The organism is Micromonospora sp. WMMD964, from assembly GCF_029581455.1.
Taxonomy (GTDB): Bacteria; Actinomycetota; Actinomycetes; order Mycobacteriales; family Micromonosporaceae; genus Micromonospora.
The window spans coordinates 3,419,350-3,432,456 of the sequence record NZ_CP120860.1 but is presented as its reverse complement, the minus strand read 5'-3'; the positions used below and the strand labels follow the sequence as shown (position 1 = coordinate 3,432,456).

Annotated in this window: 13 protein-coding genes; 7 read left to right on the top strand and 6 right to left on the bottom strand. The window is 71.3% G+C overall.

Going from position 1 to position 13,107, the window contains the following annotated elements:
• The first annotated feature begins 44 nt into the window (after positions 1-44).
• From O7616_RS15945 to O7616_RS15925, 5 genes are all read left to right on the top strand, one after another.
• Complete coding sequence (locus O7616_RS15945) at positions 45-1,382, top strand: sensor histidine kinase (protein ID WP_282302710.1); 1,338 nt, start codon at positions 45-47, stop codon at positions 1,380-1,382.
• Positions 1,379-2,074 carry a response regulator transcription factor gene (locus O7616_RS15940; protein ID WP_282302709.1) on the top strand — a complete coding sequence of 232 codons (696 nt, stop codon included), beginning with the start codon at positions 1,379-1,381 and terminating at the stop codon, positions 2,072-2,074. Before O7616_RS15945 ends, O7616_RS15940 begins: the two co-directional genes overlap by 4 nt.
• 80 nt (positions 2,075-2,154) lie before the next feature.
• On the top strand, positions 2,155-3,048 hold the full coding sequence (locus O7616_RS15935) for an ATP-binding cassette domain-containing protein (RefSeq protein ID WP_282302708.1): 894 nt from the start codon (positions 2,155-2,157) through the stop codon (positions 3,046-3,048).
• On the top strand, positions 3,045-4,106 hold the full coding sequence (locus tag O7616_RS15930) for an ABC transporter permease (RefSeq protein WP_282302707.1): 1,062 nt from the start codon (positions 3,045-3,047) through the stop codon (positions 4,104-4,106). The genes O7616_RS15935 and O7616_RS15930 overlap by 4 nt, the downstream gene beginning before the upstream one ends.
• A gap of 175 nt (positions 4,107-4,281) precedes the next feature.
• Positions 4,282-6,072, top strand: coding sequence for a carbohydrate binding domain-containing protein (locus O7616_RS15925; RefSeq protein WP_282302706.1), 1,791 nt, complete (start codon positions 4,282-4,284; stop codon positions 6,070-6,072).
• Positions 6,073-6,148: 76 nt separating this feature from the next.
• Here the strand turns inward: O7616_RS15925 and O7616_RS15920 are convergent, their stop codons facing one another.
• A complete protein-coding gene (locus O7616_RS15920) occupies positions 6,149-7,222 on the bottom strand; it encodes a peptidoglycan-binding protein (RefSeq protein WP_282302705.1) in 1,074 nt (357 codons plus the stop codon).
• A gap of 250 nt (positions 7,223-7,472) precedes the next feature.
• On the opposite strand from O7616_RS15920, the gene O7616_RS15915 reads away from it, so the two are divergent.
• Positions 7,473-8,534 (top strand): helix-turn-helix domain-containing protein, encoded by a 1,062-nt coding sequence (locus O7616_RS15915; protein WP_282302704.1) that lies wholly within the window; start codon positions 7,473-7,475, stop codon positions 8,532-8,534.
• Between the two features lie 10 nt (positions 8,535-8,544).
• Here the strand turns inward: O7616_RS15915 and O7616_RS15910 are convergent, their stop codons facing one another.
• From O7616_RS15910 to O7616_RS15900, 3 genes are all read right to left on the bottom strand, one after another.
• A complete protein-coding gene (locus O7616_RS15910; RefSeq protein ID WP_282302703.1) occupies positions 8,545-9,162 on the bottom strand; it encodes a DUF402 domain-containing protein in 618 nt (205 codons plus the stop codon).
• A 75-nt stretch (positions 9,163-9,237) separates the two neighbouring features.
• Entirely contained in the window at positions 9,238-9,561 is a 324-nt protein-coding gene (locus O7616_RS15905) for a nuclear transport factor 2 family protein (RefSeq protein ID WP_282302702.1), read from the bottom strand.
• Between the two features lie 59 nt (positions 9,562-9,620).
• Positions 9,621-10,451, bottom strand: a complete 831-nt coding sequence (locus tag O7616_RS15900) for an SDR family NAD(P)-dependent oxidoreductase (RefSeq protein WP_282302701.1) — start codon at positions 10,449-10,451, stop codon at positions 9,621-9,623.
• Positions 10,452-10,508: 57 nt separating this feature from the next.
• On the opposite strand from O7616_RS15900, the gene O7616_RS15895 reads away from it, so the two are divergent.
• Entirely contained in the window at positions 10,509-11,165 is a 657-nt protein-coding gene (locus tag O7616_RS15895; RefSeq protein ID WP_282302700.1) for a TetR/AcrR family transcriptional regulator, read from the top strand.
• 324 nt (positions 11,166-11,489) lie between these two features.
• Here O7616_RS15895 and O7616_RS15890 read toward each other — a convergent pair whose 3' ends face one another.
• A complete protein-coding gene (locus O7616_RS15890) occupies positions 11,490-12,242 on the bottom strand; it encodes a YebC/PmpR family DNA-binding transcriptional regulator (protein ID WP_145783932.1) in 753 nt (250 codons plus the stop codon).
• A gap of 260 nt (positions 12,243-12,502) precedes the next feature.
• Complete coding sequence (gene pdxT / locus O7616_RS15885; RefSeq protein ID WP_282302699.1) at positions 12,503-13,105, bottom strand: pyridoxal 5'-phosphate synthase glutaminase subunit PdxT; 603 nt, start codon at positions 13,103-13,105, stop codon at positions 12,503-12,505.
• Between the last annotated feature and the right edge of the window lie 2 nt (positions 13,106-13,107).

Below are 13,107 nucleotides of genomic sequence, written 5' to 3'. Positions count from 1 at the left end.
CGCCCCGTCGACGGGCGCGCAGACCGCCGTGGCATCGTTCCCGGATGACCGTGGCACCGCGAGAGGAATGGCGCCGCCCCGGCCCGACAGCGGAACAGCGTCGCAACGACCTGTGGATCGGGCTGGCGGTGACCGGGCTGGCGCTGGTCAGCCTCACCCTGGCCCGCAGCACCGGAGCGTTCCTGCTGGGCCCGCCGCCGTCCGGGCCGGAGCAGTTGTTCTGGACCGTCGCCGTGACCGTGCCGCTGATCTGGCGACGGCGGTGGCCCGGCGCGACGCTGCTTGTCGTCGCGGTGGCGTTCGTCGCCGCGCAGGCCCGCTCGGCACCGGAGACCCAGTTCTCCGCGTGGGCGCTGTTCTGCGCGCTCTACACCGTCGGCGCGTGGGGGCGGAACCGCCAACTGGCCCGCCGGCTGCGCATCGGCGTGATCGCCGCCATGTTCGCCTGGCTGGGGATCTACTACGCGGTACTGCTCGACCACATTCCGGCGACCGCCTTCGCCGACGCGGTCGGTCCGGTGCCGCCGAGGCTCGCCATGGTGGTCACCGGCGTGCTGCTCAACGTCCTGATCCTGGGGTTCGCGTACTTCTTCGGCGAGACCTCATGGGTGGCCGCCCGGCGGGAGCACGAGCTGCGCACCCAGGCCGAGGACCTACGCCGGTCCCAGACCGAGGCCCGGGAGCGGGCGGTGCTCGGCGAACGGTTCCGGATCGCCCGGGAGCTGCACGACGTGGTCGCCCATCACGTGTCGGTGATGGGCGTGCAGGCGTCCGCCTGCCGTCGGGTGTTCGACCGCGACCAGGACAAGGCCCGCACCGCACTCGCCGCCATCGAGCAGAGCGCGCGCACCGCCGTCGACGAACTGCGTCGCATGCTCGGCGTGCTGCGGACCTCCGCCGGAACCGACGCCGCGCCCCCGGCCGCGGGTGGCGTCGAGCGGATCGGCGAGCTGGTCGAGCGGGCCCGCGTCGCCGGCCTGACGGCGACCCTCGGGGTGTACGGCGACGCGGTCGCGTTGCCCGAGTCCGTCTCGCAGGCGGCCTACCGGGTGACACAGGAGGCGGTGACCAACACCCTGAAGCACGCCGGGGCGGACCTGTTGGACGTGCGGGTCCGGTATCTGGCCCGCGAGGTGGAGGTCGACGTGACCGACGACGGACGGGCCGGCGGCCGACCCAACATCCAGGGTCTGGGGCTCATCGGCATGCACGAACGGGTCACCGCGCACGACGGCGACCTGGAGGTCGGGCCACGTGCCGGCGGCGGATGGCGGGTGCGCGCCCGCTTCCCACTGGCAACGTCGGCGGGTACGCCCCTCGACGCGCAGCGCACGCCGGACGGCGAGAAACACCTGGTCGCCGACGGAGAGGGCCGCGCATGAGCAGCACCGGTCAGCCGGTTCGGGTCCTCCTCGCCGACGATCAGCACCTCGTCCGCACCGGCTTCCGGGTCATCCTGGAGGTGGAGGACGACATCGAGGTGGTCGGCGAGGCCGCCGACGGCGAGCGGGCCGTCAGCATGACCCGGGCCACCCGCCCGGACGTCGTACTCATGGACGTGGAGATGCCGGGGATGGACGGCCTGGAGGCCACCCGGCAGATCACCGCCGACGGCCCCGGGGCGCCCGCGGTGCTGATCCTGACGACGTTCGACCGCGACGACTACCTGTTCGCCGCGCTGCGGGCCGGGGCCAGCGGATTCCTGCTCAAGAACGGCACGCCCGAGGAGTTGGTCGAGGCGATCCGCGTGCTGGCCCGGGGCGACGGTCTGCTCGCACCGGAGATCACCCGCCGGGTGATCTCCACGTTCGCCCGCCCCGGTGACCCGGCGGGCACCGCCCACCGGGGCCCCGAAGCCGACGCCGCGCTGGCCGAGCTGACCCCGCGGGAACGCGAGGTGCTGGTGTTGCTCGCCGCCGGGTCGAGCAACGCGGAGATCGCCGCGACCATCCATCTGGGCGAGGCGACGGTGAAGACACACGTGAGCCGGGTGCTGGCCAAACTCGGCCTGCGTGACCGGGTGCAGGCGGTGGTGTTCGCCTACGAGAACGGGGTGGTCCGGCCCGGCGGGTGACCGACGTCCGCCGTGCGGCGGACCGCCCGCTCACCCTCCGGACGGACGGCGGAACCGCGTTCTCGATCTAGCGTGACTCCGTGACCAGAACGCTCCGACTGGACGGTGTCGACCGTGGTTTCGGCGACCGGCAGGTCCTCAAGAACGTGTCCTTCGAGGTGGCCGCCGGCCGGATGACCGGCTTCGTGGGCGCCAACGGCGCCGGCAAGACCACCACCATGCGCATCATCCTGGGTGTCCTCTCGCCCGACGCCGGTGAGGTGAGCTGGGGTGGCACCACGCTCACCCGGCAGGACCGCCGGCGCTTCGGCTACATGCCGGAGGAGCGGGGCCTCTACCCCAAGATGACCACCCGGGAGCAGGTGACCTACCTCGGCCGACTGCACGGCCTGGACGCCGCCGCGGCACGGCGTTCCACCGACGCGCTGCTGGAACGGGTCGGCCTCGGTGAACGCGGCGACGACCTGCTGGAGACGCTCTCGCTGGGCAACCAGCAACGCGCCCAGATCGCCGCCGCGCTGGTGCACGACCCCGAGGTGCTGGTGCTCGACGAACCGTTCTCCGGCCTCGACCCGCTGGCCGTGGACACCGTCGTCGCCGTGCTGCGGGAACGGGCTTCGGCCGGAGCGCCGGTGCTGTTCTCCAGCCACCAGCTCGACGTCGTGGAGCGCCTCTGCGACGACCTGGTGATCATCGGAGCCGGGGTGATCCGGGCCGCCGGCAGCCGGCAGGAGCTACGCGACTCGTACACCGTGCCCCGCTTCGAGCTGGTGGTGGCGAGCGACGCCGGCTGGGTACGCGACCATCCCGGGGTGACAGTGGTCGAGTTGGACGGCCCGCGGGTGATCTTCGACCTGCCCGCCGGCGCCGACGAGCAGCAGGTGTTGCAGGCCGCCCTCGCCCGCGGCCCGGTCCGCGCCTTCCGCCCGGTCAGCCCCTCGCTCACCGAGATCTTCCGAGAGGTCACCCAGTGAACGTCACCCAGGCCACCCGACTGGTCGCCGAACGCGAGATCCGGGTCAAGCTCCGCGATCGCACCTTCCTGTTCGGCACGCTGTTCTTCCTGCTGATCGCCGCGGCCGGCACCATCCTGCCGCCGCTGCTCTCCGGTGGGCCGTCCACCGTCGCGGTGACCGAGAGCGCGGCCGGTCCGCTGCGCGCCGCCGGCCTGGAGGTCCGGGTGGTCCCCGACGACCGGGCCGCCGAGCAGGCCGTCCGCGACGACGACGTGGACGCCGCGGTGGTCTCCGGACCGGCCGTCCTGGCCATGGACGACGCCCCCGACGACGTGGTGCGGGCCCTGAGCAGCCAGCCGACGGTACGTCTGCTCGACCCGGACGCGGTCGACCCCGTGGTGGCGTTCCTGGTGCCCTTCGTCTTCGCGTTCGTCTTCTTCATCACCTCGCAGACCTTCGGCCTGCAGATCGCGCAGAGCGTCACCGAGGAGAAGCAGACCCGCATCGTGGAGATCCTGGTCGCCGCCGTGCCGGTCCGAGCGCTACTGGCCGGGAAGGTGGTGGCCGGTGCCATCCTGGCGTTCGCGCAGATCGCGTTGATCGCGGTGGTGGCGGTGATCGGCCTCCAGATGGGCGACAGCGGGGGCCTGCTCACCCTGCTCGCCCCGGCGATCGGCTGGTTCGTGCCGTTCTTCGTGCTCGGCTTCGTGCTGCTCGCCGCGATGTGGGCGGCGGCCGGCGCGCTGGCCAACCGGCAGGAGGACATCGCCGCCGTGTCGACGCCGGTGCAGCTCGCCGTCATGCTGCCGTTCTTCGCGGTGATCTTCCTGAACGACAACGACACCGCGATGCGGGTGCTGTCCTACCTGCCGTTCTCGTCACCCACGGCCATGCCGCTGCGGCTGTTCACCGGCGACGCCGCCGGGTGGGAGCCGATCGTCTCGCTGGTCATCCTGCTGCTGGCCGCCGGCGCGTTCGTGGTCGCCGGTGCCCGGGTGTACGAGGGGTCGCTCCTGCGCACCAACGGCCGCACCTCCCTGCGTACCGCCTGGCGGGAGCGGGAGACGCTCGGCTGAGCCGACGGTTCGCGCGCGGGCGCCGGTGTCCTGGTCGGACACCGGCGCCCGCTGCCGTACGGCACCGGTCCGAACACTGTTCGGCGGCTGCGAACAGGGCGAACGCTCCTACGGTGAGCCGATCCTCACGGCAACGACCTGGTCGTCGCCGGTTTCCGGACCGGAAAGGCTCTCGATGTCCCCACCGATCGATCCACGGCTGCTCCGTCGTCTCCTCAGCGCGGTGCTCGCCGTCGTCCTCGCCAGCATCCTCGCCGCCCTCGTCCGGCCCACGCCGGCCGCCGCCGCATCGGGCGACCTCATCCTCAACGGCACGTTCGACAGCGGCAGCACCCAGCCCTGGTGGACCCGGCTCGCCTCGACCAGTACGACTGTCAACGCCGGGCAACTGCGCGTCCGCACCAGCGCGACGGTCGGCAAGCCCGTCTGGGAGGACCTGGTCGGCCACTTCGAGTTCGGCGTGACGGCGGCGCAACGGTACCGGTTGCAGTTCGACGCCACCGCCGACGTCAGCCGCTCGCTGCGCGTCTCGGTCTCCCGGGCGGACACGCCCTTCACCTCCGCCGTCGACCAGAGCGTCGCGCTCACCTCGACGATGCGCCGGTTCACCTTCGACTTCGTGTCCCCGTTCGGCGACCCGGAGGCGGTACTCCTGTTCCACTTCGGTGGCCAGGCCGCCTCGACGGTCCGGTTGGACAACATCTCACTCACTCCGCTGGCCGTCGACCCGGCCACCGATCCGATCCTGTACTGGAACGGTGTCCTGCTGGCCACGTACCGGACGCTGGACCTGCCACCCACCACCTCGTCGCGGGAGGCGGCCATCCTGCACGCGGCGATGCACGACGCCGCCGTCTCGGTCACGGGTGTCGGCAACCCCTACCGGGTACGAGTGCCGGTCAGCTACCCGGGCACCATGGACAACGTCGTAGCGCCGTCCCTGCACGCGGCCATCGACCGGGCCGCGTACGACGTGCTGACCGCCCTCTACGGCGGGCAGGGCCAGTCCTACTCCCAGGCTCTCGCCGGTGCTGTGGCGCTCCGGCCGTCCGGCGTGAACGCCGCCGAGGTCGCCCGGGGTGACACCGTCGGCGCGGCGGCCGCCGCCGCCAACCTCCAGGCCCGCGCCGACGACGGCTCCGGCAACGACACGCCCTACCGGCTGGACGGCGTTCCCGGGTCGTGGCGGCCGACCAACGGCAAGGCGGCGGTCAGCCCGAACTGGGGCCTGGTCACCCCGTTCGCGCTCACCTCCGGCCGGCAGTTCCGCCCCGGTCTTCCGGCCGGGGCCACCGGGTACCTCGACCTGCTCGGCAGCGCGGAGTACTCCGCGCAGGTGCAGGAGGTCCGCGACTACGGCGGTCGGACGTCGTCGCTGCGGACCCCCGAGCAGAAGCAGATCGCGTTCTTCTGGGCCAACGACCTGGGGGGTACGTACAAACCACCGGGCCAACTGTTCGCGCACACCCGAATCGTGTCGGAGCAGCGTCAGCTCGGCATCCTGGCCAACGCCCGGCTCTTCGGGCTGGTCGCGCTCGCGCTCGCCGACGCCGCCATCGCCGCCTGGGACGCCAAGTACCAGACACCGATCGACCTGTGGCGGCCGGTGACCGCCATCGAGGCAGCGGGCGGCGTCGGTTGGCAGCCGCTGTCGCAGGATCGCGCCGGGGTGCCGTACACGCCGGCGTTCCCGGCCTACATCTCCGGGCACGCCACCTTCGCGGGGGCCTGGTCCGCCGTCATGAAGCGGTTCTTCGGCACCGACGCGATCGCCTTCGACGCGACCACCGACGATCCGCACGCGCAGGGCGTGGTCCGGCGCATGACCGGCTTCGACCACGCCGCCGAGGAGAACGCGCTGAGCCGGATCTACCTCGGTGTGCACTACCGCTTCGACGCGGACGCCGGACTCGCCACCGGACGCTCGGTGGGCGCGTACGTCTACGCCAACCTCCTGCGACAGTGAGTCGTCAGTCGGTGTAGCCCACGCGGGCTGCTCCCCGCCCGGCCCACGGGGGCGGGCGGGGAGCAGCACGTCTCGGTCACGGCAACGGGGCGCAGTCCCAGTGCTCGAAGCTGGTGGTACGCGACCACACGTCCCGTGCGGCCCAGACGTTCCACACCGGGTCCAGCGCGGTCCGACGGTCGACGCCGAGGCGGGACAACTCCACGTCGCTGAACTGGAACACCCCCCAGCGCCGTGACCCGTCCGCGGCGATCTCCACCCGGTACGGGTCGAGCCCGGACAGGCACCGCGCCACCTGCACCGCTGCCGCCGGATCCTCCGGGAACGCCTTCCGCACGTACTTTCCGACCCGCTCCTCCGGCCACCTGGGCGCCACCAGATCGCCCGACAGCTCGTCGAGCATCCTGCCGTCTGCGGAGCCGCTGACCGGCAGGCCACCCAGTGCCTGGAAGGCGATCAGCCGGCTGGTGGTGTCCGGGCCGAACCAGCCGTCCACCGGCACGAACAGTCCGCCCGCCACCAGCCGTTCCTGGAGGCTCTGCACGCACGGGCCGTACATGCCCTGGCGCAGGACGACCGGGCAGTCGTCAGTCGGCGCGTCGTCCGTCGTGGGGTCGGCGCGCGGTAGCAGCGTCCCGGCCGCGCCGACCGTGAGCACGGCGAGCAGCGCGACCGCCGCCAGCCGGAGGCGTCGACGCGCCGGCCGTGGCACGTCGGGTGGCACCAACTCCGGTGGAACCGGTCCCGCAGTCGGGGCCAGGTCCGCCGACGGAGCCGGAGCGGCCGGCTCTGCAGGCGGGGCTGGGTCGGCGGACGGGGCCGTGATGGTCGCCGTTTCCTGAACCCCCACACGGTCCCGCTCGCTGAGGTGGGCCTCGATGTCGCGCCGCACCGTCAACCACCGCTCGACCTCGCCGGCCGTCGTACCGCAGGCCGTCAGCAACGCCACGACGGTACGCTCCCGGGGCAGGGTGCTCCGCCCCAGCATCGTGGCCAGCGTGCTCGGTGGAAGCCAGTGTCCGGTGGCCGAGGCGCGGCGGGAGACCTCCCGGTAGGTCAGGCCGGAACGCCGACGCACGTCTCGGAGCAACGCGACGTACTCCCCCGCCGTGGTCGCCTGCGGCGCCAGATCCAGGGCAGCGTCATCCATCGAATCCCCCAGTTCGTTGGTGTCGTCAGACCCGGACCGTTGCCGGTCCGAACCCGTGGGCCGTACGCCCTCAGCGGCGCGGCCATCGAGGAAGACGCTAGAGAAGGCCGTCGGCCGGAACAATGGCCTGACTGCCCCGGCGCGGTGTCCGCGCAGCTCAGGGCCACCTGTCCGGGTTTTGTCCGACCATCTCGGACAGTCGCTGGATCCCGGCTTGCCCCCGCGGCCGCACGGTCAGGAGAATCGGGCGATGTCCACGGGGGAACTACGACCGGACGAGGCGGCCGACCCGGCCGAGTTCGTCGACCAGCTACGCCAACTCAAGGACCGGTCGCGGCTCACGTACCGCCAGTTGGAGCAACGCGCGGCGGCGGCCGGTGACGTGCTGGCCCGCAGCACCGCGGCGGACGTCGTCCGTCGGAACACGCTGCCGCGACCCGAGGTGGTGGCCGCCTTCGTCCGGGCCTGCGGTGCCGGCGACGAGGTCGAGGCGTGGCTGCGGGCGCGGCACCGCCTCGCGGTGGGTGCCTACGCACCGGAGTCGCCCACGCCTGACCAGCCGTCCCCGGACCGCACCGCGCCCGACCAACCGTCGCCCGACCAACCGTCCGCCGAGGCGGCGGTGCCGGGGGTGGTGGACGGGGGCGCGACCCGTTCGCGGTGGTTCACGCGGCCCGTGCCGCTGGCACTGCCTCTCGTCGGCACCCTGCTGGTCGCGATCGGCGTCGGTGTCTGGATCCAACGGCCCGACGACAAGCAGCGAACGACACCGCTCGGCGAATCGACCACCTCGGCGAGCGCCGGCCCGCCGGCCGCACCGGACGCCAGTGCCAGCGCGACGCTCGCTCCGAGCGCTCGGCTGAGCCAGATCCGGCCCGCCCGAAGTCCGCAGCTCTGTGTCACCGAGGGGCGGGATCGCACCGGCCAGTACCGGCATGAGGTGGCGGTTCAGCGGCCCTGCGCGGAGGCCACCCCACCGGACACCTACCTGGAGCCGGTGTCCGACGGGGTGTACTTCATCAAATGGAACCACCCGGCACACGGGGTGGGGTGCCTCAGCGTCCGCGACGAGGATCCCGGACGCAACATGCTCGAACCCGTCATCGACTGCTCTGCCGGCAAATCGTCCCGGCTGTTCCGGTTCGAGTCGACCGGATCGACGCCGACCTCGTACCGTATCCGGCCGGCCGACGGCGACCTGTGCGTCGGCCTGCGCGACGACGACACCGAGATCTCGGCCGAAGCGCTGGCCGAGCCGTGCACCGACGGCGGGGACCAGGTGTTCCTGGTCGACACACTGCCGGGCCGCTGAGCGGGGCCGCTCAGCGGGCCGGGGGCACCCGGTCCCAACCGACCGGCAGCGGCGGCGCGGACCAGGCCGGGTCGGGTTGCCATGTCGCCCACGCCGGGTCCCACCACCGTTCGCCGGCGTCGAGCAGCGCGGCGATCCGGTCGCCCTCGGCCTGGATCGCGTCACCCATGCCCGGGTAGCGCCCCTCGACGAGGCGCTGGGCGAACAACTCCACGTCCTTCCAGACGTACCGGTCGGCGTCCGCACCCCACCACAGGTCCAGCTCGTGGTCCAGGGTGTCCACCCCGATCGGGGTACGCCGCACCGGGTCCTGGAGGTTGAAGTACCAGCCGGCGAAGTCGCGACCCGGCCCCGTCCAGAACACGTCGATCGAGTGCGCCTCACCGGGGCGTTGCAGCATCACCTTGCCGTGGCCCGACCAGGAGCGGTGCCCGGCGGTCTCCCACGGGTGCCTCCCGCAGGGGAAGACACCGTCCTTCGGGAAGCCGAACTCGGCACCCGGCGGGAGGTAGAGCGCGAGCAGGTCGGGTGAGTCCTCGACGCAGATCGTCGGGCAGGCGAACCACACCTCGCCGCGCAGCACCTCGCGCCGCACCACGGTGTCACCGGGCGCGAACCGGTCCGCCACCACTTCCACCTCCGCACTCTCCCCACCGTGGGCTCGGGCCGGAGCAGCCCTCAGGCGGCCCCGGCCGCTGACGAATCAGACGGGCTCGATCGCGAGGTCCGTGACCTGGTCGTCCTTGATATCAAACACGAGGGCGAAGGACAGAGGTCCGCCGGGGAAATCACCGTCCCCGGAGGCCACCAGCCGGTCGTCCGCGAACGAGGTCGGCGTGAGCACGACCTTGGGGTTGATCAGGTGCCCCTGGATCCACTCGCTGATCTCGGCCACGCCGACCCAGGTCTTCCCGTCATCGCGCACGGTGGCCCCGTCGGCGAAGACCGCGGCCAGCGCTTTCGCGTCGTGCGCGTTGGTGGCCGTGATGAAGGTGTCGACGGCCTTGGGCAGAGTGATGTCGTTCATTGCTGCTCTCCAGTCTTCTCGAATTCCAGAACGCGGGCGCGTGCTGGTATGGACCTGCGTCAGAAATCCGCTCCGCGGGAGAGCTTCTCGTTCGCGCGCAGCTCCGCGAGTGCGTTCTCGTGCATCGCGACGACGACGTCGTAGCCGGAGTTGCCGAGCACGATTCGTTTCGGCGGAACGGGTGCGTTCATCGCGCTGATCACGGCCTGCACTCCGCGAACAGGGTCTCCTGCCTGCTTGCCGTTGTGGTCCACGAACGCCGCCTTGACGCCCTCGACCATGGGCACGTAGGCGTCGACGGTCTCGTTGACGTCCTCGTTCTGGAAGTAGGTGAAGGCCTTGGTGCGGAACGCCCCTGGCTCTACGACGAGCACGCGCACACCGAACGGCTCGACTTCCTGGCGCAGTGTCTCCGACAGTCCTTCGACCGCGAACTTCGCCGCCGCGTAGTAGCCGAACCCCTGTGCGCCGACGAGGCCTGCCACCGACGACATGTTCACGATCCAGCCGTCGCCGCGTGCCCGCATACCGGGCAGGACCGCGCGCACCACCTCGACCACGGCGAACAGGTTGAGGTCGAACGTGCGGCGGATCGTCTCGTCGGGGGCACCCTCGATCGAGCCGTACCAGCCACGGCCGGCGCTGTTGACGAGCACGTCGATCCCGCCGAACCGCTCCTCGGCCGCCTTGACCGCCGCCCGCACCTGGTCGGCATCGGTGACGTCGAGCTGGAGCACCAGCGCACGGTCGCCGTGTGATTCAGCCCACTCTCGCAGTTCGGCGGGCCGACGCGAGGTCACCACCACCTGATCGCCCTGCTCCAGGGCAGCCTCCGCGTAGACCAGGCCGAACCCTCCGGGCGTCCCACCCGTGATGAACCAAGTCCTCATGGACTCCTCCTCTCGCTATAGAGCGCAATGTAGCGCTATATGAGCTACCATAGCAACATGCAGAACGCACGGGATCGACTCCTGCTCGCCGCAGCGGAGTTGTTGCAGGCCGGCGGCACGGTGTCCACGAGGGCGGTGTGCGAACGCGCCGGAGTGCAGGCCCCCACGCTGTACCACCACTTCGGCAGCAAGCAGGGCCTGATCGACGCCGTGGTCAACCACGGCTTCACCCAATACACAGCGGTCGAAAGCTCCGGCAACCCGCTGAACGACCTGCGCGAGGGCTGGGACAGACACGTGCGGTTCGGGCTGGAGCACCCGTCGTTCTACGGGCTGCTCTACGGCCGCGTCGAGCCGGGAAAGCCCTGCGCGGTCACCGCTCCCGCGCACGCAGCGTTGCGCGAGCGGTTCACCGACGCCGCCTCCCAGGGCCTGCTCACGGTGCCCGCGGACGACGCCGCCGAACAGGTGCTCGCCGCCAACGTCGGCATCACGCTCACCTTGATCAGCCAGCCGGAGCCGGACTTCGGGCTGTCCGTGCGCGTCCGAGAGGCCGCACTGGCCGGAGTCCTGCACACGCCCTCCAGCGACGCCCCCGCTACCCGCGCGAGCGCCGCCCTGACGTTGCGTGCGCTGGTCGGCAACGACCCGGGGAACCTCACGCCTGGCGAACAGGCGCTGCTCGGCGAACTGCTGGACCGCCTGGCCCGCTGAAGCCTGTGGCGAAGTAGGTCATGGCCACTCGTTGATCGCGGCGAGGTGCACGGAAGCCCTGACACTCATGGATGTCAGGGCTTCTCGGTGATATCAGCGCGCGATGCCGATCCCCTTGTGGGGTTGATCGACTCGGTTTCGCCGACGTCGGGGTATCCCGGGGCTCGGATACCGCGATGTCGCCGACCTGGTGTGGATCATGGCGGGGGTCGGTGTCGGCGACCGGGTCGAGGCGCGGGTGGTTGGTCGTACCAAGACGGAGGGGGCCGGTGAACGGCCCCCTCCGTTGCGGTTTGGCGCCCGCCACCTTGCGGGCTGGCGCCCTCAGGCGTCGACGGCCGCCATCACGTCGTCGCTGACGTCGAAGTTCGCGTAGACGTTCTGCACGTCGTCGCAGTCCTCCAGCACGTCGATCAGCTTGAAGACCTTGCGCGCGCCCTCCTCGTCCAGCGGGATGTTCATGCTGGGGATGAGGGAGGACTCGGCCGACTCGTACTCGATGCCGGCGTCCTGCAGGGCGGTGCGGACCGCGATCAGGTCGGTCGGCTCGGACACCACCTCGTACGCCTCACCGAGGTCGTTGACCTCCTCGGCACCGGCGTCGAGGACGGCCATCATCACGTCGTCCTCGCTGGTGCCCTCCTTGGGGACGATCACCACGCCCTTGCGGGAGAACATGTACGACACCGAACCGGCGTCGGCCAGCGAGCCGCCGTTGCGGGTCAGCGCGGTGCGCACCTCGGTCGCCGCCCGGTTGCGGTTGTCGGTGAGGCACTCGATCAGCATCGCGACGCCGTTCGGGCCGTACCCCTCATACATGATCGTCTGCCAGTCGGCGCCGCCGGCCTCCAGGCCGGAGCCGCGCTTGACGGCGCGATCGATGTTGTCGTTCGGCACCGAGCTCTTCTTCGCCTTCTGGATCGCGTCGAAGAGAGTCGGGTTACCGGAGGGGTCGCCGCCACCGGTCCGTGCGGCCACCTCGACGTTCTTGATCAGCTTGGCGAACATCTTGCCGCGCTTGGCGTCGATGACGGCCTTCTTGTGCTTGGTCGTCGCCCACTTTGAGTGGCCGGACATCTTCTACCTCCGTCTGTCATTCCACGCCTGCATCGACTGCCGCACCGATGACGCGCCGCATCGGGCGGTCCGGCGGCCGGTCGGCTCCGCGGGAATTGCCGCGCCGGGCGACGGCCCTGCCGAACCGCGGCAATCTTACCGAGGTCACACCCGGGCGTGTCACATCCGGCACCCGCCGGGGTGCCGCCGGTGACCCATGGGACAACCAACCGGGGCCGGAGAACATGCCCCGCCGGTCGCAGGGCGCCCTGCCCGACCGCTCAGGCGGCCCGCACCAGATCCACGAAGTACGCGTGCACCCGCAGGTCACCGGTCAACTCGGGGTGGAACGAGGTGGCCAACAAGTTGCCCTGCCGGACCGCCACGATCCGGTCGGCGGCCGGGCCACCGGTCACCGTTCCGATGACCTGGACACCGGCACCGACCCGTTCGACCCAGGGCGCCCGGATGAAGACCGCGTGGAACGGCTCCTCCGGCACCCCGGTGATCTCCACCGGGGCCTCGAACGAGTCGACCTGCCGACCGAACGCGTTGCGCCGCACGGTCATGTCGATGCCGGCGAAGCCGCGCTGGTCGGGTCGGCCGTCCAGCACCGCCGAAGCCAGCATGATCATGCCGGCGCAGGACCCGTAGACCGGCATGCCGTCGGCGATCCGCTTGTCGATCGGCTCGCGCATCTCGAAGATGTCGGTGAGCTTGCTGATGGTGGTGGACTCGCCCCCGGGGATCACCAGGCCGTCGACCGCGTCCAGCTCCGCCGGTCGACGCACCGGGCGGGCGTCCGCACCCGCCGCGGCCAACGCCGCCACGTGTTCGCGGACGTCACCCTGAAGTGCGAGAACACCGATCACGGGTACGGCCATCC